We start from the raw sequence: 23,184 nt of genomic DNA on the forward strand, positions 1-23,184 counted from the left end.
ATTCCACTCATTACCTGATCGTTATCAATCAGACAGATAGACATAACCTCCCTGTAAGCCACGACGAACGAATCCTGAGCTTGCGGGAAGGGGCTTATGCGCCGTTAACGGCAGTGTTTTTGATAGAATTAATGCATATATATCAGCAAATAAGATTACCACCGAAAATGGTAATCGATTCCAATTATAGGCAGGGCGATAAAACTGAACATAAAATAATCAACTATTTATTTTCTCAACGAAAGATTGTTATGCTGCTTTTATGGCTTCTTTACAAAATAAAGGAAACTCTCGGCGGATAAGTTGGCGACAAACTTCAACAAGAATGCGGGTTGCAGACACAAGCGAATCATGCTGGTTGTTTTTAGCAAAAAAGATAAATTTGACTGAAGAGTTATAGATTAATAACTCTTTATTATTAGCCGGCGGGACTTTTTAGCTTCTATAGGAATAATATTTTCTTATTTCGACTAACGGCAGTTAGTTAAATAGGCAAAGCAGGTAATAAGGAAAACAAATAGATTTAATTTCTTATTATTAGCATTTGAATAAACCCTATTCATTCTCCCCTTTCCGTTAGCAATAATTCTCATCCCGGGCTTGACTCTGGAGTTGGCTCCAGGGTGTAGAGTCTGGCCAGCGAAGCTCATTAACTGCCCGGAGGGGGACGTTATGCACAACCATCAAAACCATAATCATCAAGAACATAACCATACGGAAGGCCACTGCGGCTGCCATCACAGCCACGGCAAAACCCAGCACGGCTGCAGCAGCGAAAAGAAAGACCATGCCGCACCAAAGGAACACGCCCAGGCGCACGAGCACGGCGCCAACTGTTGCAGCACCGGCGATACGGCCGATCCGGACGAGGAAAGCGACAGGCTGGCCGCCGCCCCTCCTTCCGGCAGCCAACGCTTTAGCTGGAAAGTGACCGGCATGGATTGCCCCAGCTGCGCTAAAAAAATTGAGAATGCCGTGACCGCTATCCCCGGCGTCGACAGCGCGCGCGTGCTGTTCGCCACCGAAAAGCTGGTGGTGGACGCGCAGTCCGACATCAGCCTGCGCATTCAGGATGCGGTAAAACAGGCCGGCTTCACCCTGCTCGGCGCCCAGGCGGCGGCAGAAAAGGCCGCCGCGCCGCAGGGTTCGCGCTTCGGCGAATTTGGCCCGCTGCTGCTGCTGGCTGCGCTGATGGCGGTCAGTTGGGCGCTCGACAGCCTTAACCCCGCATGGGGCCGCATCGCCTTTATCGCCACCACCCTGGTGGGCCTGGCGCCGGTCGCCGCCAAAGCGCTGCGCCTGATCCGCTCGGGCACGCCGTTCGCTATTGAAACCCTGATGAGCGTGGCGGCCATCGGCGCGCTGTTTATCGGCGCCACCGCCGAAGCGGCGATGGTGCTGCTGCTGTTTATGGTCGGCGAACTGCTGGAATCCTACGCCGCCAACCGGGCCAGACGCGGCGTGACGGCGCTGATGGCGCTGGTGCCGGAAGATGCGCTGCTGCTGCAGGGAACGGAGCGCAGGCGCGTGCCGGTCGCCGGCCTGCGCCCCGGCGACGTCATTGAAATCGCCCCCGGTGGGCGTTTGCCGGCCGACGCCGAGCTGCTCAACCCGTTCGCCAGCTTCGACGAAAGCGCGCTGACCGGCGAATCGGTGCCGGTTGAGCGTCAGCAGGGGGAAAAAGTGGCCGCCGGCAGCCTGTCCGTCGATCAGGCGGCGCAGATGAAGGTGATCTCGGAGCCAGGCAAAAACGCCATCGACCGCATTTTGCAGCTGATTGAAGAAGCCGAGGAGCGCCGTGCACCGATCGAACGTTTCCTTGACCGCTTCAGCCGCTACTACACTCCCGCCATCATGCTGCTGGCCGTGGCGGTGATCCTGGCGCCGCCGCTGCTGTTCTCGCAGCCGTGGGACACCTGGATCTATCGCGGCCTGACCCTGCTGCTGATCGGCTGCCCGTGCGCGCTGGTGATCTCCACCCCGGCGGCCATTACCTCCGGGCTGGCGGCGGCAACCCGGCGCGGCGCGCTGATTAAAGGCGGCGCGGCGCTGGAGCAACTCGGCCAGGTGCAAACTATCGCTTTCGATAAAACCGGCACCCTGACGGAAGGCAAGCCGACGGTGACCGACGTGCTGCCAATTGGCGGTATCGGCGAACAGCGGCTGTTAACGCTCGCCGCGGCGGTTGAGGCCGGCTCCCATCATCCGCTGGCGCAGGCCATCATCAACCGCGCCGCGCAATACGGTGCGGAACTGCCGCCGGCACAGGCCCGTCGCGCGCTGGCCGGTGTGGGTGTAGAAGGCACGGTCGACGGCAAAACCCTGTTGATCAGCGCACCGGGCAAGCTGGCGCCGGGACTGCTTGGCGGCACATGGCAGAGTCAGGTAGAAGCGCTGGAAAGCGCCGGTAAAACGGCGGTGGTGGTGCTGGAGGATGGCGCGCCAATCGGCCTGCTGGCGCTGCGCGATACGCTGCGCAGCGACGCCAAACAGGCGATCGCCGAGCTGAACGCGCTGGGGATCCGCGGCGTAATGCTGACCGGCGATAACCCGCGCGCCGCGGCGGCGATAGCCGGTGAGCTGGGCCTGGATTATCGCGCCGGTCTGCTGCCGGAGGACAAGGTGAAGGCGGTAACCGAACTGAGCGAGCTGCGCCCGACGGCGATGATCGGCGACGGCATCAACGACGCCCCGGCCATGAAGGCCTCGAGCATCGGCATCGCCATGGGCAGCGGCACCGACGTGGCGCTGGAAACTGCCGACGCGGCCCTGACCCACAACCGGCTGCTGGGCGTGGCGGAGATGATCCGCATCTCGCGCGCCACCCATGCCAACATCCGGCAAAACATCACCATCGCGCTGGGGCTGAAAGGGGTATTTCTGGTCACCAGCCTGATGGGGCTGACCGGCCTGTGGCTGGCGGTGCTGGCGGACTCCGGTGCCACCGCGCTGGTGACCGCCAACGCGCTGCGTCTGTTGCAGAAACGCAGCTAGGCAACGGCATATCAGGGGCGCAGAATTTGCCCCTGATATCCCTTGCAGCGGTTATACGCCCTTGCGCAACAGGTAGCGGTAAGGCGCCTGCTCGGTTTCCTGCGCCACCAGCGTATGCTCCATAAAGCGGCAAAAGCCCGGAATATCGCGGGTGGTGGCCGGATCGTCGGCGATAATCAGCAGCGTTTCGCCGTTATCCATGTGGCGCACGGTTTTACGCACCATCATCACCGGTTCAGGGCAGCGCAGCCCCAGCGCGTCGAGCGTCTGGTCTGCCTGGGCAAATAAATCAGTCATGCGATTTTTCTCGAAAAAAACGACCGGCGAACGCTCGCCGCATCTCATTAGCGCCTAGTTTACGCCGGTAGTTTTTCTGCGCAAGATGCGTTAACGTTTGCGTTAAAAGAGGCTGCGCCACCCGATGAAATGTGGTGCCTTCACTGCCCCCAACGGCCGTTATCACGGGGGAGGCACAGCCTAACCATTGCATTGGTTGCGCAAACGCGTATTATGCGGCCGCGCGGCATGTTTTACCGCTGTGACGACAGATTCTGGGTTCCCTCACCCCACGACTAAAAAGGCTACATCATGTATTCGTTTACCGCTCAGCAGCGCTTCACCGCGTTGGTCTGGCTATCGTTGTTCCATATCGCCATCATTACCTCCAGCAACTATCTGGTGCAGCTGCCGATCACCGTTTTCGGCTTCCACACCACCTGGGGCGCATTCACCTTCCCGTTTATCTTTCTGGCGACCGATCTGACGGTGCGCATCTTCGGCGCGCCGCTGGCGCGACGCATCATTTTGTCCGTGATGGTGCCAGCGCTGTTCATTTCCTACGTGATTTCCACCGTCACTTACCAGGGGGAATGGCAGGGGTTCGCCGCACTGGGCAGTTTTAACCTGTTTGTGGCGCGCATCGCCATCGCCAGCTTTATGGCCTACGTGCTCGGCCAGATCCTCGACGTACACGTCTTCAACCGCCTGCGCCAACGCAGCGCCTGGTGGGTGGCGCCCGCCGCGGCGATGTTCCTCGGCAACATCAGCGATACGCTGTCGTTCTTCTTCATCGCTTTCTACAAGAGCAGCGACGCCTTTATGGCCAACAACTGGGTGGAGATCGCCCTGGTGGATTACAGCTTCAAGGTGCTGATCTGCATGCTGTTCTTCCTGCCGATGTACGGCGTGCTGTTGAACATGCTGCTCAAACGCATCGCGGCGCGCGCCGGCGGCCTGCAGCCGGGCTAAGCCGTGCTATCATTGGCGGCCCGCACCCTTCCGGAGGCCGCCAATGAGTTTGACCGTCCGCACCGCCACCCTTGAAGACATCCACCGCCTGTATCAAGAGATCCCCGAATTCGGCGTGCTTGCCCGCGTTTCGCCGCCACGGCGCGGCGCAGGCGCTGCTTGCCGGGCAGGAACGCTGGGCGCGGGCGCAGGGCTACCGGCAACTGAGAGTGAAAACCCGCAATCAGTTCCGCGCCATGCTGATGATGCTCATCGCCCATCACTATCAGATTGTTCAGCTGGAAAAGAAAGGCGAAGTGGCTGATTATCGGCTATTACTTGAGAAAACCTTGTGACAACGTCTGCCTTGCATTTCAACCTGGAATAGGTTGCGATAGGGCAGTGAAACCCTACCGGAAAGGAAGAAGGAAGCCCGATGCGTAAAGTAGCAAAATTGATGGGTATCAGCCTGCTGGTGCTAGGCCTCGCGGCCTGCGACGGCAACAGCAAAGACACCAAGGCAGCGCCAGACGGCGCGGCGGCCAGCGCCCCGGCCGGACAGCAAGTCAGCCTGCTGGACGGCAAACTGGCGTTCACCCTGCCGAACGGCATGGCGGACCAAAGCGGCAAGCTGGGCACCCAGGCGAACAATATGCACGTGTATGCCGACAGCACCGGCCAGCGCGCGGTGATCGTGATCCTCGGCGACAAAACCGCCGACAGCCTGGAGACCCTGGCCAAGCGCCTGGAGGACACCCAGCGCGCGCGTGACGCCAACCTGCAGGTGATCACCAACAAGGCCATCGACGTTAACGGCGTGCCGCTGCGTCAGCTGGACAGCATCATCACCAGCGGCGGCGAGAAAGCTTACTCCTCCGTGCTGATCGGTACGCTGAACAACGACATGCTGACCATTCAGATCACGCTGCCGGCGGATAACCAGCAACAGGCGCAGAACGAAGCCGAAGGCATCATCAGCAAGCTGAAGCTGAAACCATAACCCTCTCGGGGCCGGCGTGCCGGCCCCGTCAGCCCTGCGACAACGCCTGCGCCAGCAGGGTAATCGGGTGTTCGCAGCGCTTGCTGGTCGACATCTCGATCTGCCATTTGCAGGTTTCACAGTCGGTCACCACCAGATCCACCCCGCTCTCCTCAATCTGCCGGAACAGCGATGCGCCGATGCCTTGTGCGGTGGCGTAGTTCTCCGATTTGAATCCGTAGGTGCCGGCGATGCCGCAGCACTGCGGATCCAGCACCACCAGCTCCAGCCCCGGGATCTGCCGCAGCAGTTCCAGCGTATAGGCGGTCCAGCCCATTTTCTCCATATGGCAAGGCGTGTGATAGGCCACGCGCAGCGGCGTGCGTTTCAACGGCAGGCTGCGCCCCTGATTGATTAGCCTGTACAGGTAGCGCGTCGCCAGCTCCACCCTATCACGCACCCCCGAGGTGTCCACCTCCAGCAGATGCGGGTATTCGTCGCGCAGGGTAAAGGTGCAGCTTGATGAGGTGGCCACCACGGGGATGCCGCGTTCCAGCACGGCGTCGCTCAGGGATTCGGCATTCACCCTGGCCTGCTTTTTGGCCTGTTCGATAAAGCCGTTGGCGATCAAGGGCACGCCACAGCATTTCTCGCGCTTCAGCAGCTGCACGCCGATATCCAGCGCGTTGAACACCCGAATCAGATCCTTGCCCAGCTGCGGGTGATTGTAATTGACGAAGCAGCCGTGGAAAAACGCCACCTGTTCGGCATAGCGCTGCTGCGCCTGCGCCCGTTGGCGGTACCAGCGGCGGAAGGTGCCGAACGAATACTTCGGCAGCGCGCGGCGATGGTCAATTTTCAGCGCCTTATCCAGCAAGGCGCGCACCGGCTTCAGGCCGGTGGCGGCGTTGACAATCGGCGCAAACGGCGTCGATAGCGAGCCCATCACATCGGTGTGGCTGAGAATGGCGTCGCGCAGCGTTGGCTTGCTCTGGGCGTAGTCGGCACGCGCGCGCTGGATGATGTCGCCGATTTTAACCTCGGACGGGCAGGCGACCTCGCAGCGCTTGCAGTTGGTACAGTACTTCAGCGCCTCATCGTACAGCGCCGGATCCTTCAGCCGCAGGCGCTCGCCGTCCGGCCCCGCCTGCTTCGGCCCCGGGTACAGGGGGTTCACTCTGGCTACCGGGCAATAGGTGGTGCAGACGGTGCACTTGATGCAGCTTTCGAAGCTGTTGTCTTTATGCAGGCTCATGCGTTTCCTCCGCGGCTATCTGCTGGGCGACGTGCAGCGCGCCGATCAATGACACTCCGGCGCCGCAGCCCTGCTGCAGCGGATCGTAACCGCCGGTTACGGCGCCAATGGCGTACAGGTTGGCGAACGCTTCCCCGTGCCGCAGCGCCCGCAAGCGGCGGTCGGTGCGCACGCCAAACTGCAGATAAGGCTGCGGCGCGAACAGATCGCGGTGGCTCCAGTCGGCGCGCTCCGCCCGGCTGTCGACGTCCAGCCCGAACACCGGCTCACGCACGCCGTCGAACGCCGCCGCCAGCCCGTTGCTGAAGAAACTGCCGCTCGCCAGCACCACCTGCTGCGCCCGCAGCGGAATATCGCCGTGGTTGCGGGTGTAGAGGCCGATGATCCGCCCGGCTTCGCTCTCCGCCTGCAGCACGCTGTCGCCCGGCATAAAGACTCCACCCAGCCGCTGGAAACGCTGACGCAGCGCCTGGTGCAGACGCATGCCGGGCACCGAAGGCGGCAGCGTCGGCAGCAGGCGGATCGGTTTGCCGACCGCCGCCTGCAGCGCCGCCAGCGGCGCATCGTCCTCCAGCCCCAGGCAGGCCGGCATAAATATCGCTTCGGCGTTGCCCGCCAGCCGTTGCAGCTCAGCGGCCATCGGCGTCAGGTTCTCCGCCAGATCCAGCACCCGGGCGATATTCACCGCGCGGAACTCACTGGGATTGTTGCGCAGCCGGTCCAACGCCGGCAGGTGCAGCTCAGCCACCTCGGCCCGCACGCCCAGCTCACGCGCCAGAGAACTGGCGGCCAGCTGCGGCTGAAAATCGAGGAAGCCTTCGATGCCGATCACCGCAATGCGCCGCCACGGCAGCGCGCCGGCCAGCGGCAGCGTCGGGATCGCCTGCGGGCTGAGCCAGGTGGCGCGGCGCGTGCCGAGCGGCGTCACCCGCTGATGATTGCGTTCGCAGTCTCCCTGCAGGCTGAGGCCGCAGCGCTGCAGCAGCCGCTGCGCTTCGGCCGCCATCGCCGCGACCCGATCTGTGCCGATCAGCGCATAAGGGTGCTGTGGCGCCTGGCGCGCCAGCTCGGCCAGCGCCGCCAGGGGCGCGTCAACCGCGGTGCCGTCGGGCAGCTGCGCCAGCAGATCGAGCGAGCCGGACGAGAAATAGAGCGCGCTTTGCCCGGCGCTGACCACTGCGCAGCGTTTGCCGCGTTCGGCAACCGCAATAGCACAACTCAGGCCCGCCAACCCGCCGCCAATCACTACCGCGTCAAATCGCATCATCCGCCTCCTGTTCCTGATCACCGCGGGCATCGAGCCCGCACAGGCCCTGATAAACCCAACTGGTGAATTCAGTTTCGCGCAGCGCATCGCCCCAGGCGATCGGCCGCACGCCCTTCCAACGTTCGTTGAGGAAATGCGACAGCTGATCGATCGACTGCTGCGGGGTGCTGATCTTAAAGCGCGCCAGCAGCCCGGCGGCGCGGCAGGCACAAAGTTCGCCCTGGCAGGTGCCCATGCCGACGCGGGTGCGGCGGCGCAGATCGACCAGGTTGTTGACCGTCAAAGAATTCACCGCATAGCGCACCTCGCCGGCGGTCACCGCTTCGCATTCGCACACCAGGCTGTTGTCGAGCCGATCGCCGGCCGGCACCTGCCCGGCGCGATCACCATGGCGATACACCGCCGAGCCGCGAATGCTGGCCGGCAGAGAAACCACGCGGCGCACGGTCTCTTCCGCCGATTGGCGTGAACCGGGCAGCGCCTCTTGCGCGGTGGTGCATGGGCTGTTCAGCCCCAGCTTTTCACACAGCTTGTCGGTGGCCCATTCCGCCATCAGCCGGTAGGTCATCAACTTGCCGCCGGTGATGGTGATAAACCCTTCCAGGCCGTCGCGGGCGGCATGGTCCAGCAGCACAATGCCGCGGCTGACGTTGCGCCCGCTCGGGTCGTCGTCGCTGGCCACCAGCGGGCGCACGCCGGCATAGGCGCGCAGTATGCGGGTCTGCGCCAGTTCGGGCGCCAGCAGCGCGCCCTCGCGGATCAGGATGTCCACCTCCTGCGGCGTCACCTGCATGTTGTCGATCTGGTCGTAGTCGATATGGGTGGAGGTGGTGCCAATCAGCGAGATGGTATCGCCCGGCACCAGAATGTCGGCGTCCGCCGGCTTGCGGCAGCGGTTGATCACCCGGTTATTGATGCGGTGGCCGAGGATCAGCAGCGCGCCCTTGGCCGGGAACATGCGCACCCGCAGGTCGGCGTACTCGGCAATCTGCTGGCCCCAAATGCCCGCGGCGTTGACCACCGCGGCGGCGTGCAAATCGTATCGTCTCTGGCTTTGATGGTCGAAAACGCGCACGCCGGTCACGCGATCGCCCGTGCGCAACAAACCCACCACCTGATGGTAGGTGAGGATCCGCGCGCCGTGCTCACGGGCGTCCAGCATATTGGCGGCGGTGAGGCGGAACGGATCGACGGTGCCGTCCGGCACCCGCACCGCGCCAATCATCGCCGGATTGGCCGCCGGTTCCAGGCGCAGGGCCAGCTGCGGGTCGATCGCCTCGGCGCCGATGCCCGCCGCGCGGCAGGCGGCGACAAACTGCTGCTGATAGTCCAGCGAATCCTGCGGCAGGGTGATGAACAGCCCGTCGGTCGCTTCGATGCAATGGTGGGCAATGCGTTTCAGAATGCGGTTTTCTTCAATGCATTCACGCGCCGACTCGCCGTCGGTAACCGCATAGCGCGCGCCGCTGTGCAGCAGGCCATGGTTGCGGCCGGTGGCACCGGTGGCGATATCGTGGCGCTCCAGCAGGATGCAGCGCAGCCCTCGCCGGGCGCAATCGCGGGCGATGCCTGCGCCGGTGGCGCCGCCGCCAATGATGATCACATCCGTTTCGTCGTCCGCTGAAAGACTGCTCATAACGCTCCCCCTGGATCCGTGGTTATGCCCCTATTGGGCCACGCTTATTGGGGTTTTTGTTTGATAAGGAACAATAACGAACCTAAAACGAAAGAAAAATGTCCACAAAAAACCATGTATGTGATCATAATCACGATTTTTGGGCCTTTTTCTATTTCATAACGTTAACGAATCGCTCAAAATCCGCGTTAGTTTCATAAAAGTGTAACATTTGCGCCATTCATCACAGCGACACCAGGCGTATTTGACTAGGATGGCGCTCGTTATGGAACAAAAAAACACCACATTCGATATCCGCTCAATCATCAAATGAACGTAAAAGGTCATATTGATGTGATAACAGATAAAGCCATCGGAGGCGCTCATGTTGAGTATTTTTAAGCCGGCAGCACACATTTCCCGTGTGCCGGTCGACAAAGTCGACCCGCTCTACCGTAAATTGCGCTGGCAAATTTTTATGGGGATCTTCTTCGGTTACGCCGCCTACTATCTGGTGCGTAAGAACTTCACCCTGGCGATGCCGTACCTGATCGAGCAGGGCTTCAGCCGCGGCGACCTCGGTTTCGCGCTGTCGGGCATTTCCATCGCCTACGGTTTTTCCAAATTCATCATGGGGTCGGTCTCCGACCGCTCCAACCCGCGGGTATTCCTGCCCGCCGGCCTGATCCTGGCCGCGGCGGTGATGCTGTTCATGGGCTTCGTGCCGTGGGCCACCTCCAGCATCGCGGTGATGTTCGTGCTGCTGTTCCTGTGCGGCTGGTTCCAGGGCATGGGTTGGCCGCCGTGCGGCCGTACCATGGTGCACTGGTGGTCGCAGAAAGAGCGCGGCAGCATCGTTTCGGTGTGGAACTGCGCCCACAACGTGGGTGGCGGCCTGCCGCCGCTGCTGTTCCTGCTGGGCATGGCCTGGTTCAACGACTGGCACGCGGCGCTGTACATGCCGGCCTTCGGCGCCATTCTGGTCGCCCTGATCGCCTTCGGCCTGATGCGCGACACCCCGCAGTCCTGCGGCCTGCCGCCGATTGAAGAGTACAAGAACGACTATCCGGACGATTACAGCGAGAAAGCCGAAGAAGAGCTGACCGCCAAGCAGATCTTCATGCAGTACATTCTGCCGAACAAACTGCTGTGGTACATCGCGGTCGCCAACGTGTTCGTTTACCTGCTGCGCTACGGCATCCTCGACTGGTCGCCGACTTACCTGAAAGAAGTGAAGCACTTCGCGCTGGACAAGTCCTCCTGGGCTTACTTCCTGTACGAATATGCCGGTATCCCGGGCACCCTGCTGTGCGGCTGGATGTCGGACAAGGTGTTTAAAGGCAACCGCGGCGCTACCGGCGTGTTCTTCATGACCCTGGTGACCATCGCCACCGTCGTTTACTGGCTTAACCCGGTCGGCAACCCTGGCATCGACATGGCCTGTATGATCACCATCGGCTTCCTGATCTACGGCCCGGTGATGCTGATCGGCCTGCACGCGCTGGAGCTGGCGCCGAAGAAAGCCGCAGGCACCGCCGCAGGCTTCACCGGCCTGTTCGGTTACCTGGGCGGCTCGGTCGCCGCCAGCGCCATCGTCGGCTATACCGTGGACTACTTTGGTTGGGACGGCGGCTTTATGGTGATGATCGGCGGCAGCGTCGGCGCAGTACTGCTGCTGTTGCTGACCATGCTGAGCGAGAAGAAACACCACGCGGAAGTCGCCGCCAGCAAACGCGGCTAAGCATTATCGCATCATCTTTACCCTATGAATTTCGAGTTGCGGCCAGGCGGCCAGCTCACTCATCCCCAGGCGCTGACTTTAGTAAGTAACTGGGGTGAGTGAGCGCAGGTAACAACGCTGCAACTTGAAAGGCGACGGGTAAAAAGGCCGCCCTGCGGCCTTTTTATTACCCTGCACCAACAACATGGAGAACCACAGAATGCGGACTCAAGTTAAAGCCCTGCTGACAGGGATTATCCTCGCCACCTCAATGGCCGGCGCCGCCCATGCCGCCGACGATAAAGTGGTGATCGCCCACCGCGGCGCCAGCGGCTACCTGCCGGAACACACCCTGCCGGCGAAGGCGATGGCCTACGCACAGGGCGCCGATTTCCTCGAGCAGGATCTGGTGATGACCAAGGATAACGAGCTGGTGGTGCTGCACGATCACTATCTCGACCGCGTGACCGACGTGGCCGAACGCTTCCCGGACCGCGCACGCAAGGATGGCCGTTACTACGCCATCGACTTCACCCTGGCGGAAATCAAATCGCTGAAGTTCACCGAAGGCTTCGAGATTGAAAACGGCAAGAAGGTGCAGGGCTACCCTGGCCGCTTCCCGATGGGCAAATCCGACTTCCGCGTGCACACCTTCCAGGAAGAGATCGAGTTCGTGCAGGGCCTGAACCACTCGACGGGCAAGAACATCGGCATCTATCCGGAAATCAAGGCGCCGTGGTTCCACAAGCAGGAAGGCAAGGATATCTCCAGCAAAGTGCTGGCGGTGCTGAAACAGTACGGTTACACCGGCAAGGGCGACAATGTCTACCTACAGTGCTTCGACGCCAACGAACTGAAGCGCATCAAGACCGAGCTGGAGCCGAAAATGGGCATGGATCTGAAGCTGATTCAGCTGATCGCCTATAACGACTGGCAGGAAACCTACGAGCAGAAGGCCGACGGCAAGTGGGTGGAATACGACTACGACTGGATGTTCAAGCCGGGCGCGATGAAGAAAATCGCCCAGTACGCCGACGGCATCGGGCCGGACTACCACATGCTGGTGGTAGCGGAACAATCCAAACCGGGGCACGTCGTGCTGACCGACATGGTGAAAGAGGCGCATGCCAGCAAGCTGGCGGTGCATCCGTTCACCATCCGCGCCGACGCGCTGCCGAAATACGTCACCGACGTGAATCAGCTGTATGACGTGATTTACAACCAGGCGGGCGTCGACGGCGTGTTCACCGACTTCCCTGACAAGGGCGTGCAGTTCCTGCAAAAGCAGGGCCAGCACAAGTAACAGCAAGGGCGCCGCAGGGCGCCCTTGTTATTTCAGAGGTACATCTTGCGCAGGTAGTGCGGCACCGCGTCGTCGACGTTGGAGCCGATCACTTCCAGGTTCGGCAGCTTGTCCTTCAGGCGCTGGTGGGCGTCGCGCATGATGCAGCCCTTGCCGGCCATCGACAGCATTTCCAGATCGTTCATGCCGTCGCCGAAGGCGATGCATTCTTTCAGCGTATAACCGATGATCTTGGCCACTTCTTCCAGCGCATGCCCCTTCGACACCCCACCGGCCATCACTTCCAGGCAGGTCGGGAACGAGAAGCTGACGTTGACCCGATCGCCCCAGCGCGCGTTGATGGCGTCTTCCAGCGGCAGCAGCTTTTCGTGGTCGTCACAGGTGAAGTACACCTTGCAGACGCCGTCGGTTTCCAGCAGGCCCGGCTCAAACAGCTGATAGGTGAAGACCGACTCACGGAAAAACTCCGCCTGCTCCGGGCTTTCGCGGTTGATGTACCAGTCGTCGTTGCGGTAGACGTTGGTGGTGATGTCCGCATCGTCGTGCATCATGCCGTACAGATCGCGGGCGATGTCCGCGTCGAGGTTGTGGCTGAAGATCAGTTCACCCTCGGTGTTGTGCACCCGGGCGCCGTTGGAGGTGATCATGAAGGCGCTGATTTCCAGGTTATCGCGGATCTGCGAAACGTCGATATGGTGGCGGCCGGTGGCGAAAACAAAGTGCACATCGCGCTGGGTCAGCAGCTTGAGCGTTTCTTTGGCGTACGGCGACAGAGTGTGGTCGGGAGACAGCAGCGTGCCATCTAAATCGGAAGCGACGACGTGATACATAGCGTTATGTTCTAACCTCTGATGGAGTTGTCGGCGGTAGGGTTACCACCTAAGTGTTGAGCAAAGAAGCGCAGGATTGCGTTCAGTGCTTCGGCGCGCATCGCGTCCCGCTCGAACAGGATCTCATGGCGTGCGCCTTCGATAACCCGCGGTTGTCCCCCTTCACAGGGGTGCCCCGCGTCTGACAGTGCCTGACAAAAAGCCTGATGCGAACGGTTGTCGACCACCCGTTCTTCACCGGCCTGCAATAATAACAGCGGCGTGTTGATGTTGGCGGCCTGAGCGACGACTTCGCGCCCGGCCTGAATGCTTTCCCGCACCCAGTGATAGGTCGGCCCACCCACCTGCAGCTCGGGGTAATCGGCGTAATAACGCAGACAGCGCCGATAGCGCTCGCGGCTGTGGGTCAGTACGTTGACCACGTAGGGCAGCGGCCGCCACTGGCCGGTCCCCACCGCGTAATACTCGCGCACCGCCGGGCGTTTCTCCGCCCAATCCAGAATGCGCCTGGCCATCCAGCCCGGCATCGGCAAATAGATGCCGAACATCGGCGCGCAAAACGCCGCCGCGTCGAACGCCTGCGGCCGGCGCAGCAGGAACTGCGCCAGGATCGCGCCGCCCATCGAATGGGCCAGGGCGAAGCAGTGGCGGTAGCCGCGCGGCGCCACTTCACGCTGATAGAACTGCTCGAAATCATCAACGTAATCGCTGAAGTTTACCACATGACCGCGATGCGTATCTGCCAGTAAACGGCCCGAACGCCCCTGGCCGCGATGGTCGACGATCATCACGTCGTAGCCGCAATGGAACAGATCGTAGGCAACCTCAGGGTATTTCACGTAGCTTTCGATGCGGCCGGGGCTTACCACCACCACCCGCCGGTGGCGCGGCGAACAGATGCGCACGAAGCGGATCGGCACGCCGTCCACCCCGCTGAACTCGCCTTCCTCGCGCAGCCGCCAAAAATCCAGCAGCGGCCCGGTGGCGAAAGCAGCGAACTGCGTTTCACGCGCTAACCAGTCATCAATGCTGAGAGTGAACGAGGTCATCGAGAGCCTTTTCCCTGTGTGGCCGGCGGAAAAATGTGACCGCTGGCACAAGAAATAATACTAGCGTATTGTGATTTAATTCTGACAAAAATGGCGCCATATCGGCGCATTGTGGCACAAAACGACGCTTTCAGGGAGCTGCGCAATGACCTTGGACTGGTGGTTAACCTATCTGCTGACAACCCTCATTCTCAGCCTGTCCCCCGGCTCCGGCGCCATCAACACCATGAGCACCGGCATCAGCCATGGCTACCGCGGCGCGGCGGCGTCGATCGCCGGCCTGCAGATCGGGCTGAGCACCCATATTCTGCTGGTGGGCATTGGCCTTGGCGCGCTGATCTCTCAATCGCTGTTGGCGTTCGAACTGCTGAAGTGGCTGGGCGCCGCCTATCTGGTGTGGCTAGGCATCCAGCAGTGGCGCGCCGCCGGGGCGTTGGATCTGCACGCGCTGGCGGGCAGCATGCCCCGCCGCCGCCTGTTCCGCCGCGCGGTGCTGGTCAACCTGACCAACCCGAAAAGCATCGTGTTCCTGGCCGCGCTGTTTCCGCAGTTCATCCTGCCCAATCAGCCGCAGGCCGAACAGTACCTGGTGCTCGGGGCCACCACGGTGGCGGTGGATATTTTGGTGATGATCGGTTACGCCACCCTGGCCAAGCGCATTGCCGGCTGGCTGAAGACGCCGCGCCAGATGCAGCTGCTGAATCGCATCTTCGGTTCGCTGTTTATCCTGGTGGCGGGGTTGTTGGCGACGGCCAGAAAGGCCTGAGAATTTGGTTTGGGCTGCCCGTTTGCACCCGGGCAGCCCAAATAGCCTAACGGGTAAAGATCAGGTGCAAGCCGAAACCTGTGAACAGCACGCCCGCCAGCCCGTCGATCCATTTGGCCAACCGCTGGTAGCCGCGGCGCATCGCCGGCAGCGCAAACACCATCGCCACCAGGCTGAACCAGACGAAGGTCTCGGCGATAATCAGCAAGAACAGTCCCCAGCGCGCACCGGCGCCGACGTCGTCGCCGACAAACAGCGAGAACACGCTGCCGAAGTAGATCACCGCTTTCGGGTTGGAGAGGTTGGTCAAAAAACCACGGATAAAGCTACGCCCAGCCTTCGGCAACGCGACCTTCACCTCCGCTTCGGCCGCCGGCCGGGCATTTTGCGCCCGCGCCGAACGCAGCAGCTGCCAGCCCATCCAGCACAGGTAAATCCCGCCGCCGACCATGATCACCTGATGCAGCCAGGCCATTTTCTGCAAGATCAGGTGCAGCCCCATCAGCGCCACCCCGGCCCACACCACGATGCCGAGCGAGATGCCGAGCACCCCCATCATCGCTTCGCGGCGCGAACGGCTGGCGGCGGTTTGCGACACAAAAAAGAAGTCCGGCCCCGGGCTCATCAGCGCAATCAGGTGCACCAGCGCCACGGTCAAAAACAGCATCAGCATGATTTATTGCCCTTAGTCTTCGTCATTATCCAGGTGGTCGCGGATCATCGCCATAAAGGGCGCGCCGAAACGTTCCAGTTTGCGTTGGCCGACGCCGTTGACGCTCAGCAGATCGCCGGCCTTGATCGGCATCTGTTCGGCCATTTCCAACAGCGTGGCGTCGTTGAACACCACGTAAGGCGGAATATTTTCTTCGTCGGCGATCGATTTGCGCAGCTTGCGCAGCTTGGCGAACAGCTTGCGATCGTAATTGCCGCCGTAGGATTTTTGGTTGGCGCTGCTGCGCGGTTTCAGGCTCTGAATGCGCGGCACCGCCAGCTGCAGCGCCACTTCGCCGCGCAATACCGGACGCGCCGCTTCGGTCAATTGCAGCGCCGAATGCATGGCGATGTTCTGGGTAATAAAGCCCAGGTGGATCAGCTGGCGCAGCACGCTGGTCCAAAATTCGGTGGTCTGATCGCGGCCGATGCCGTACACCGGCAGCTTGTCGTGGCCGTATTCGCGGATGCGCTGATTGTTGGAACCGCGCAGCACCTCGACGATATAGCCCAGCCCGAACCGCTGGCCGACGCGGTACACGCAGGACAGCGCCTTGCGCGCATCTTCCAGACCGTCGTAGCGCTTGGGCGGATCCAGGCAGATGTCGCAGTTGCCGCAGTTCTCGTGCTTGCCTTCGCCGAAATAGTTGAGCAGCACCAGCCGGCGGCAGGTTTGCGCCTCGGCGAAGGCGCCCATGGCGTTCAGCTTGTGGCGTTCGATATCCAGCTGCTGCCCGGCGGGTTTCTCCTCCAGGCAGCGGCGCAGCCAGGCCATATCAGCCGGATCGTACAGCAGAATGGCTTCGGCGGGCAGGCCGTCGCGCCCGGCGCGGCCGGTCTCCTGGTAGTAGGACTCGATATTGCGCGGGATGTCGAAGTGCACCACGAAGCGCACGTTGGGCTTGTTGATGCCCATGCCGAAGGCGACGGTGGCCACCACCACCTGCAGATCGTCGCGCTGGAAGGCTTCCTGCACCTGCGCGCGGCGGTCGTTATCCAGCCCGGCGTGATAGGCGCCGACGCTCAAGCCGCGGCTCTGCAAGCGCGCGGCGGTGTCTTCCACCTTGGCGCGGCTGTTGCAATAAATAATGCCGCTCTTGCCGCGCTGGTCCTGCACGAAGCGCCACAGCTGGTCGAGCGGTTTGAATTTTTCCACCAGCGTATAGCGGATGTTCGGCCGGTCGAAGCTGCTGACCTGCACCAGCGGATCCTGCAGCGCCAGCAGGCGCACGATGTCGCCGCGGGTGGACTCGTCGGCGGTAGCGGTCAGGGCAATCACCGGCATCGCCGGGAAGCGCTGCTTCAGCTGGCCCAGCGCACGGTATTCCGGACGGAAGTCGTGGCCCCACTGCGAGATACAGTGCGCTTCGTCCACCGCCAGCATCGCCGGCGGGCAGTGATCAAGCAGGTCGAGGAAGCTGTCCATCATCAGCCGCTCGGGGGCGATGTACAGCATCTTGATTTGGCCGTTGCGGCAGCCCGCCATCACTTCCAGCTGCTGCTCGCGGGTCTGCGTCGAGTTGTAGCAGGCGGCGGAGACGCCGTAGGCCAACAGCTGATCGACCTGATCCTTCATCAGCGAGATCAGCGGGGAGACCACCAGGGTCAGGCCGTCCATCACCAGCGCCGGGATTTGGTAGCACAACGATTTTCCGCCGCCGGTCGGCATCACCACCAGGCAATCCTGCCCGCCGATCGCTGCGTTGATAATCGTTTGTTGGCCCGGACGGAACTGCTGGTAGCCGAAGGTATCGCGTAATACCTGTTCTGCCAGCACCTCTCGGTTTATCACTGCTGCGGTTGACACACACTTCCCCATTTTTATCGGCATAGACCCACGGCGCAGCGGCCGGCTCGGCCACCGCTGAAAATACCCGGGATATGATTACATAATATCGTTAAGCATGACACCAACGCCCACCCGTGTCTGCCGGAAGTTGTAATCAATCAGCGATTCGCCGTAGCCGCTGAACACCTGAGTGTAGAAACGCACGTGCTTGCCGAGCGGGTAACTCCAGCCCAGCTCTGCGCCGCCGTAGCCGCTGTTCCAGTTGTAGTGGCTGTCGACGCTGAACACGCTGTCGCCCCAGGCATAGCCGACCTTCAACCGGTAATAGCCCATGTATTTGGTGATGTCCGGGTTGTCGTCGCTGCTGTCGCTTTCCGAGAAGCGGAACCAGGGTTTCAGATCCACCTGCCAGTTGCCGTTCTGCGCCATAAAACGCGCATAGCCGCGGTTCCAGCTGCGCGAAGTCGGATCCGAACGGCCGTTGGACTGGTGGTTCAGGCCCACTTCCACGTCGCGCAGCGTCCAGCCGGCAAAGCGGTAATCGGTCGCCCAGCCGAGGAACACCTGCGGTTCGTAGTTGGTTTCGCGAAACGGCGAAGATTCGCCATGGTTGGACAGCTGCCACCAGGAACGCTGAGTATAAGAGGCGCCGAGCACCGAGTTGTCGCCGGCGATGCCGCGCCACAGCGGGAACGCCAGGCTGAGCTGGTATTTCACCTCATCCTTGCGCGCGTTGTCGGCCCAATTATAGGACTTGATGGCCTCTTTGTTGATATCGCTGGTATAGGTGTAAAGCACGTAGTTGGTTTCGTACGGATACAGCGTGAACGGGTTGTCGTGATCCTGCAGCAGGTTGGCAATAATGCTGCCGCGCACCGCCGGTTTATCATGAATTTGCTGTTCTTTGGCTTCCTCAGCCTGCACCAACGCCGGCAGCAGCAACAGCGTGGTAGAAACGATCCCTGACAAAATGCGCATAACGTTCCTCACTCCAACAAAAAGGACATGCCTTGAAATAAAAACAGGCCATTTTACACACAAAGGCCGGTTTACAGCAGCAGACAACGCTTTTATTGGATTAGTCTGGAAAGCAACAAAGGTTAAGCATAAAATCAACAATCTGTTAACCTGGACTGACCAGTTCATTTCCCTTAAAACGCCATAGCAAAAGAAAACGGAAACTATGTCAACCACACCTCACACACTCGATACCGCCCGCCAGAGGATCGGCGAGATCTTTGTCTACCATATGCCGTTTAACCGCGAGCTGGGTCTGGAACTGCGCCGCTTCGACGACGACTACGTCGAGCTGAGCTTCACCAACCAGCAGAAGCTGGTGGGCAATGCGACGCAAAAAATCCTGCACGGCGGCGTGATCGCTTCGGTGCTGGACGTCGCCGCCGGGCTGGCGTGCGCCGGCAGCGTGCTGATGCGCCTGGATCCGCTGATCGAAGAGGAAATCGCCGCGCGCCTGTCGCGCATGGGCACCATTGATCTGCGGGTCGACTACCTGCGCCCCGGCCGCGGCGAGCATTTCATCGCCTCCGCCAGCGTGCTGCGCAGCGGCAACAAGGTGGCGGTCGCCCGCGCAGAACTGCATAACCACGACGGCCTGCACATCGCCAGCGCCACCGCCACTTATCTGGTCGGGTGATTGTGCGCGGTGAGTGTCTTAAGTACACTCACCGCATCTTCTTTTCCCCATCAGAGTAACGTCATGGACGCACAGCAAACGCGGCAGGGCATCTTCTTTGCCCTGGCGGCCTATTTTATTTGGGGCATAGCCCCAGCCTATTTCAAACTGATCCAGCAGGTGCCGGCGGACGAGATCCTCACCCACCGGGTGATCTGGTCTTTCTTCTTTATGCTGGCGCTGATTTCGCTGGGCCGCAACTGGCCGCAGGTGCGCGCCGCCTGCCAGAACCGCAAACGGCTGCTGCTGCTGGCGGTCACCGCGCTGCTGGTCGGCGGCAACTGGCTGCTGTTTATCTGGGCGGTGAATAATCACCATATGCTGGAGGCCAGCCTGGGTTATTTCATCAACCCGCTGGTTAACGTGCTGTTGGGAATGCTGTTCCTCGGCGAGCGTTTCCGCCGCATGCAGTGGCTGGCGGTGGCGCTGGCGTTCGCCGGCGTGCTGATCCAGCTGTGGCAGTTCGGCTCGCTGCCGATTATCGGCCTGGGGCTGGCGTTCAGCTTCGCCTTCTACGGCCTGCTGCGTAAAAAGATCGCCATCGACGCCCAGACCGGCATGCTGATTGAAACCCTGTGGTTGCTGCCGGTGGCGGCGGTTTACCTGTTCCTGATCGCCGACAGCCCGACCAGCCACCTGGGCGCCAACCCCTGGTCGCTGAACCTGCTGCTGATCGCCGCCGGGGTCGTCACTACCGTGCCGCTGCTGTTCTTCACCGCCGCGGCCACCCGCCTGCGCCTGTCGACGCTCGGCTTCTTCCAGTACCTCGGCCCGACGCTGATGTTCCTGTTGGCGGTCACCTTTTATGGCGAAACCGTCGGCCAGGACAAGCTGGTGACCTTCGGCTTTATCTGGGCGGCGCTGGTGCTGTTTACCCTCGACGCGCTCTACACCCAACGCAAGCTACGTTGATGCCGGTGCGGCGCGGCTGGAAATAAACCGCGCCATCGCCGGGCCGGTCAGCAGGATGGTGAACAGCCGCAGCGTCTGCATCGCCATCACGAACGACATGTCCACCCGGCTGCCCGCCGCGATGATCGCCACGGTATCCACCCCGCCCGGGCTGGTCGCCAGATAGGCGGTCATCATATCTACCGGCAGGAAATGGGTCAGCATCCACGCCAACAGTCCGCAAAACACCATCAGCGCCAGAATGGACGCCAGCATGTGCGGCAGGGTGCGCAATGCCAGCAGGAAGATCGGCCGGGTGAAGCGCAACCCCACGCTCCAGCCGATTAAGGTGTAGGCCAACGCCAACAGCCATTCCGGCACCTGCAGCGCCATGAGGCCGCCCGAATGCAGCGCCGCGCCAAGGATCATCGGCAGCAGCAGCGCGCCTGAAGGTATGCGCATCCGCGGCCCGAGCCAGGCACCGGCGGCGGCGACGCCAAGGGTGGCGAGAAAACGCCAGTCCAGCGGCGGGAACCACTGCAGCGCCGCGCCGCCCTGTCCGGCCTCATCCCCCAGGCCAACCCGCGCCACCACGGCGGCGGCCGTCGCCACGAACAGCACCCGCAGGTACTGCATAAAGGCCACCAGCCGCACGTCGGCGCCAAAGTCGCCGGCCATCGCCACCATAGCGGACGCGCCGCCGGGCGAAGACCCCCAGGCGCCGGTCGGGCCCGGCAATCGGCTGAAACGCACCAGGCACCAGCCGGAAACGCCGCTGGCCAACAGCGTGGCGATCAACACCAGCAGCACCAGCGGCCAATCGGCGAGCAACGGAGTCAGAATCGAAGGGGAAAGGCTCTGGGCGATCATGCAGCCCAGCACCGCCTGCGCGGCGATAAACAACGGTTTGGCAATGCGCACCGTGGCGCCCAGCAGCCCCATGGCGACGCCGACGATCATCGGCCCCAGCAGCAGCGCGGCCGGTATATGGAACCTCTGCAGGCCAAATCCCAGCGCCAGCGAAGCCAGCAACAGAATCGACCACTGTATCAAGCGGGGCAACCTCTCCATCAACGCGCGCCTTACCAACAGATTAAACTGAAGGCCATTCTACCTCCAAGTTGGCAAAGCGCGTTTCGTTTAAAGCCAGTTCTTGCGCTTGAAGTACAGGTAGGGAGCCAGCCCCGCCAGGATCATCAGGCTGATGGCGCCCGGGTAGCCGAACGACCATTTCAGCTCCGGCATAAACTCAAAGTTCATCCCATAGCTGGACGCCACCAGCGTGGGCGGCAGGAACACCACCGACACCACCGAGAAGATTTTGATGATACGGTTCTGCTCGATGTTGATAAACCCCATCGCCGCCTGCATCAGGAAGTTCACCTTCTGGAACAGCGATTCGTTGTGCGGCAGCAGGGATTCGATGTCGCGCAGCACTTCGCGCGCTTGCTCCAGCTGGCCGGTCGGCAGCCGCGCCTTGCGCACCAGGAAGTTCAGCGCGCGCTGGGTATCCATCAGGCACAGGCGCACCTTCCAGCCGATATCCTCCAGCTCCGCCAGCGTCGACAAGGCTTCGTCGTATTCGTCGCCCTGGTGTCCTTCCATGATCACCCGGCTGAGCTTTTCCAGATCGCTGTAGATATTCTCGATCTCGTCGGCCAGCTGTTCGATTTTGGTCTCGAACAGGTCCAGCAACAGCTCGTAGGCGTTGCCGTCGACCATGGTCAGGTTGCGGGCGCGCATACGGTACAGCCGGAAGGCCGGCAGCTCGCGTTCGCGCAGGGTATACAGCCGGCCGTCGCGAATGGTGAATGCCACCGTCGAGTTGCCGGCATGATCTTCCGCATCCTCAAAGTAGAAGAAGGAGTGAATATGCAGGCCGTCTTCGTCTTCGAAGAAGCGGGCGGAGGCTTCGATGTCGTCCAGCTCCGGACGCGTCGCCAGGCTTTGGCCCAGCTCGTTTTGCACGCGCTCGCGCTCGCCTTCTTCCGGCTCAACCAGGTCGACCCACAGCGACGTGGTGAGATCATCTGAGTCATCCAGCTCCAGACGGGACAAGCGGCTGTTATCTAATTTAAAAGCGCTTAGCATGTGCCAAAACTCCCTAATGGTGACGGGTGCAGACAACGCGTTGAAGCACAGAAACAGAGGGGGTGCGTATCACCGGCTTGTTTCAGACCATGAAGAGATCTGACTCGTAGCGACGCTTTGCGGGGTCGCCGACAACCACGAAGGCTATCGGCAGAATGGGATAGCCTTAGAAGTTGTACCTGCGGCGCAGGTCAGTGAGCCAGTATCTACTGGGTGTGTCCAAGGCGTATGTCCTCATTGATAATAGTGCGCGCATGTTACGCCGAGACGAAAAAGTCTGTCAACACGTTAGACAGGATAATTGCGCAACAATTCATCACTATGACAAATGAGGAAAAACGCGCTTAACCCGGCCTCAACGATGCAGAAAAAGCCGCGGCGATCCCTGACCGCGCCGGGGATTGTTGCTAAGATTACGGCCCCTAAGGTACAACAAGCTTGCGGATTTAAACGATGAAACAGATTACCGCCCATGAACTGACTGCGATGAGCGAACAGGCCGCCAACGTCGCCCGCCTGCGCGCGCACCGCACCCTGCACGAAGAGTTAAGCGACCCGGTACAACGCCTGGCGATCGCCATGGAGCCCGGCACCTACATCCGCCCGCACCGCCACCCGCAAACCTGGGAGCTGCTGACGCCGCTGCGTGGCCGTTTTGTGGTGCTGCAGTTCAACGATGACGGCGTAGTGACGCAGCGCACCCTGCTCGGCGAAGAAACCAAAGTGCTGGAGATGCCGGCGTTTACCTGGCACGCGGTGCTGTCGGTCGATCCGGGCGGCGTGGTGTTCGAGGTGAAGCAGGGCCCTTATCAGGCGCTGACGGAAGAAGACTGCATGCACTGGGCGCCGCAGGAAGGCGGCGAAGGCACCGAAGCGGTGATGCGCTGGTACGCCACCGCGCAGATCGGCGACCGCTATAGCCCGTCGTCTTTCAAGCCGTAGCGTTGTTGACTGCGTTCATTCACCCCGGTCACTGGACTTCCGTAAGCGCCTGGGGATGAACG

General features: G+C 61.4%; 20 protein-coding genes and 1 pseudogene. 10 read left to right on the plus strand and 11 right to left on the minus strand.

The features are described from left to right. Positions 1-672: 672 nt before the first annotated feature. Positions 673-2,994, plus strand: a complete 2,322-nt coding sequence (locus KHA73_RS22280; protein WP_234586797.1) for a zinc/cadmium/mercury/lead-transporting ATPase — start codon at positions 673-675, stop codon at positions 2,992-2,994. 51 nt (positions 2,995-3,045) lie between these two features. On the opposite strand, the gene tusA is transcribed toward KHA73_RS22280, so the two are convergent. After that, entirely contained in the window at positions 3,046-3,291 is a 246-nt protein-coding gene (tusA, locus tag KHA73_RS22285) for a sulfurtransferase TusA (protein ID WP_025304890.1), read from the minus strand. A 291-nt stretch (positions 3,292-3,582) separates the two neighbouring features. On the opposite strand from tusA, the gene KHA73_RS22290 reads away from it, so the two are divergent. The 3 genes and pseudogenes from KHA73_RS22290 (at position 3,583) to KHA73_RS22300 (ending at position 5,221) form a co-directional block, all read left to right on the plus strand. Further along, positions 3,583-4,242 (plus strand): 7-cyano-7-deazaguanine/7-aminomethyl-7-deazaguanine transporter, encoded by a 660-nt coding sequence (locus KHA73_RS22290; RefSeq protein WP_061798800.1) that lies wholly within the window; start codon positions 3,583-3,585, stop codon positions 4,240-4,242. A gap of 119 nt (positions 4,243-4,361) precedes the next feature. After that, a pseudogene (locus KHA73_RS22295) lies at positions 4,362-4,577 on the plus strand (GNAT family N-acetyltransferase); the annotation flags it as partial. Positions 4,578-4,657: 80 nt separating this feature from the next. After that, positions 4,658-5,221: a DcrB family lipoprotein gene (locus KHA73_RS22300; protein ID WP_234586799.1), complete on the plus strand. Its 564-nt coding sequence runs from the start codon at positions 4,658-4,660 to the stop codon at positions 5,219-5,221. Between the two features lie 28 nt (positions 5,222-5,249). Here the strand turns inward: KHA73_RS22300 and glpC are convergent, their stop codons facing one another. From glpC to glpA, 3 genes are read right to left on the minus strand one after another with little or no spacing between them, the layout of a single operon-like run. Next, on the minus strand, positions 5,250-6,455 hold the full coding sequence (glpC, locus tag KHA73_RS22305; protein WP_234586801.1) for an anaerobic glycerol-3-phosphate dehydrogenase subunit GlpC: 1,206 nt from the start codon (positions 6,453-6,455) through the stop codon (positions 5,250-5,252). Further along, the gene (gene glpB / locus KHA73_RS22310) at positions 6,442-7,719 is read right to left on the minus strand and encodes a glycerol-3-phosphate dehydrogenase subunit GlpB (RefSeq protein WP_234591368.1); all 1,278 of its coding nucleotides are present in this window, start codon (positions 7,717-7,719) and stop codon (positions 6,442-6,444) included. The genes glpC and glpB overlap by 14 nt, the downstream gene beginning before the upstream one ends. After that, on the minus strand, positions 7,709-9,358 hold the full coding sequence (gene glpA, locus KHA73_RS22315) for an anaerobic glycerol-3-phosphate dehydrogenase subunit A (protein WP_234586802.1): 1,650 nt from the start codon (positions 9,356-9,358) through the stop codon (positions 7,709-7,711). The genes glpB and glpA overlap by 11 nt, the downstream gene beginning before the upstream one ends. Positions 9,359-9,722: 364 nt before the next feature. Here glpA and glpT point away from each other — a divergent pair, with 364 nt between their 5' ends. Both glpT and glpQ read left to right on the plus strand, forming a co-directional pair. Then, the gene (gene glpT / locus KHA73_RS22320; protein WP_234586803.1) at positions 9,723-11,078 is read left to right on the plus strand and encodes a glycerol-3-phosphate transporter; all 1,356 of its coding nucleotides are present in this window, start codon (positions 9,723-9,725) and stop codon (positions 11,076-11,078) included. A 199-nt stretch (positions 11,079-11,277) separates the two neighbouring features. Further along, complete coding sequence (gene glpQ / locus KHA73_RS22325) at positions 11,278-12,360, plus strand: glycerophosphodiester phosphodiesterase (protein WP_234586805.1); 1,083 nt, start codon at positions 11,278-11,280, stop codon at positions 12,358-12,360. Between the two features lie 32 nt (positions 12,361-12,392). Here glpQ and yigL read toward each other — a convergent pair whose 3' ends face one another. After that, entirely contained in the window at positions 12,393-13,190 is a 798-nt protein-coding gene (yigL, locus tag KHA73_RS22330) for a sugar/pyridoxal phosphate phosphatase YigL (protein ID WP_234586807.1), read from the minus strand. An 11-nt stretch (positions 13,191-13,201) separates the two neighbouring features. After that, the gene (gene pldB / locus KHA73_RS22335; protein WP_234586808.1) at positions 13,202-14,239 is read right to left on the minus strand and encodes a lysophospholipase L2; all 1,038 of its coding nucleotides are present in this window, start codon (positions 14,237-14,239) and stop codon (positions 13,202-13,204) included. A 145-nt stretch (positions 14,240-14,384) separates the two neighbouring features. Between pldB and rhtB the strand changes: the two genes are divergently transcribed. Beyond that, a complete protein-coding gene (gene rhtB / locus KHA73_RS22340; RefSeq protein WP_234586810.1) occupies positions 14,385-15,005 on the plus strand; it encodes a homoserine/homoserine lactone efflux protein in 621 nt (206 codons plus the stop codon). A 46-nt stretch (positions 15,006-15,051) separates the two neighbouring features. On the opposite strand, the gene rhtC is transcribed toward rhtB, so the two are convergent. The 3 genes from rhtC to pldA form a co-directional block, all read right to left on the minus strand. Beyond that, complete coding sequence (gene rhtC / locus KHA73_RS22345; protein ID WP_234586812.1) at positions 15,052-15,678, minus strand: threonine export protein RhtC; 627 nt, start codon at positions 15,676-15,678, stop codon at positions 15,052-15,054. Positions 15,679-15,690: 12 nt separating this feature from the next. Continuing rightward, positions 15,691-17,523, minus strand: coding sequence for an ATP-dependent DNA helicase RecQ (gene recQ / locus KHA73_RS22350; RefSeq protein ID WP_234586814.1), 1,833 nt, complete (start codon positions 17,521-17,523; stop codon positions 15,691-15,693). A 78-nt stretch (positions 17,524-17,601) separates the two neighbouring features. Further along, positions 17,602-18,483, minus strand: a complete 882-nt coding sequence (pldA, locus tag KHA73_RS22355) for a phospholipase A (protein ID WP_234586816.1) — start codon at positions 18,481-18,483, stop codon at positions 17,602-17,604. A 205-nt stretch (positions 18,484-18,688) separates the two neighbouring features. Between pldA and KHA73_RS22360 the strand changes: the two genes are divergently transcribed. Together KHA73_RS22360 and rarD are read left to right on the plus strand one after the other, a co-directional pair. Then, complete coding sequence (locus tag KHA73_RS22360; RefSeq protein WP_234586817.1) at positions 18,689-19,159, plus strand: thioesterase family protein; 471 nt, start codon at positions 18,689-18,691, stop codon at positions 19,157-19,159. Between the two features lie 63 nt (positions 19,160-19,222). Next, the gene (rarD, locus tag KHA73_RS22365) at positions 19,223-20,110 is read left to right on the plus strand and encodes an EamA family transporter RarD (protein ID WP_234586819.1); all 888 of its coding nucleotides are present in this window, start codon (positions 19,223-19,225) and stop codon (positions 20,108-20,110) included. On the opposite strand, the gene KHA73_RS22370 is transcribed toward rarD, so the two are convergent. After that, complete coding sequence (locus tag KHA73_RS22370) at positions 20,102-21,160, minus strand: AbrB family transcriptional regulator (protein ID WP_234586821.1); 1,059 nt, start codon at positions 21,158-21,160, stop codon at positions 20,102-20,104. The genes rarD and KHA73_RS22370 overlap by 9 nt on opposite strands. Before the next feature lie 69 nt (positions 21,161-21,229). Continuing rightward, on the minus strand, positions 21,230-22,180 hold the full coding sequence (gene corA, locus KHA73_RS22375) for a magnesium/cobalt transporter CorA (protein ID WP_061798827.1): 951 nt from the start codon (positions 22,178-22,180) through the stop codon (positions 21,230-21,232). A gap of 453 nt (positions 22,181-22,633) precedes the next feature. Between corA and KHA73_RS22380 the strand changes: the two genes are divergently transcribed. Continuing rightward, positions 22,634-23,122 (plus strand): WbuC family cupin fold metalloprotein, encoded by a 489-nt coding sequence (locus KHA73_RS22380; RefSeq protein ID WP_234586823.1) that lies wholly within the window; start codon positions 22,634-22,636, stop codon positions 23,120-23,122. The last annotated feature ends 62 nt before the right edge of the window (positions 23,123-23,184 follow it).

Origin of the sequence: Serratia entomophila, from assembly GCF_021462285.1 — a bacterium.
Taxonomy (GTDB): Bacteria; Pseudomonadota; Gammaproteobacteria; order Enterobacterales; family Enterobacteriaceae; genus Serratia; species Serratia entomophila.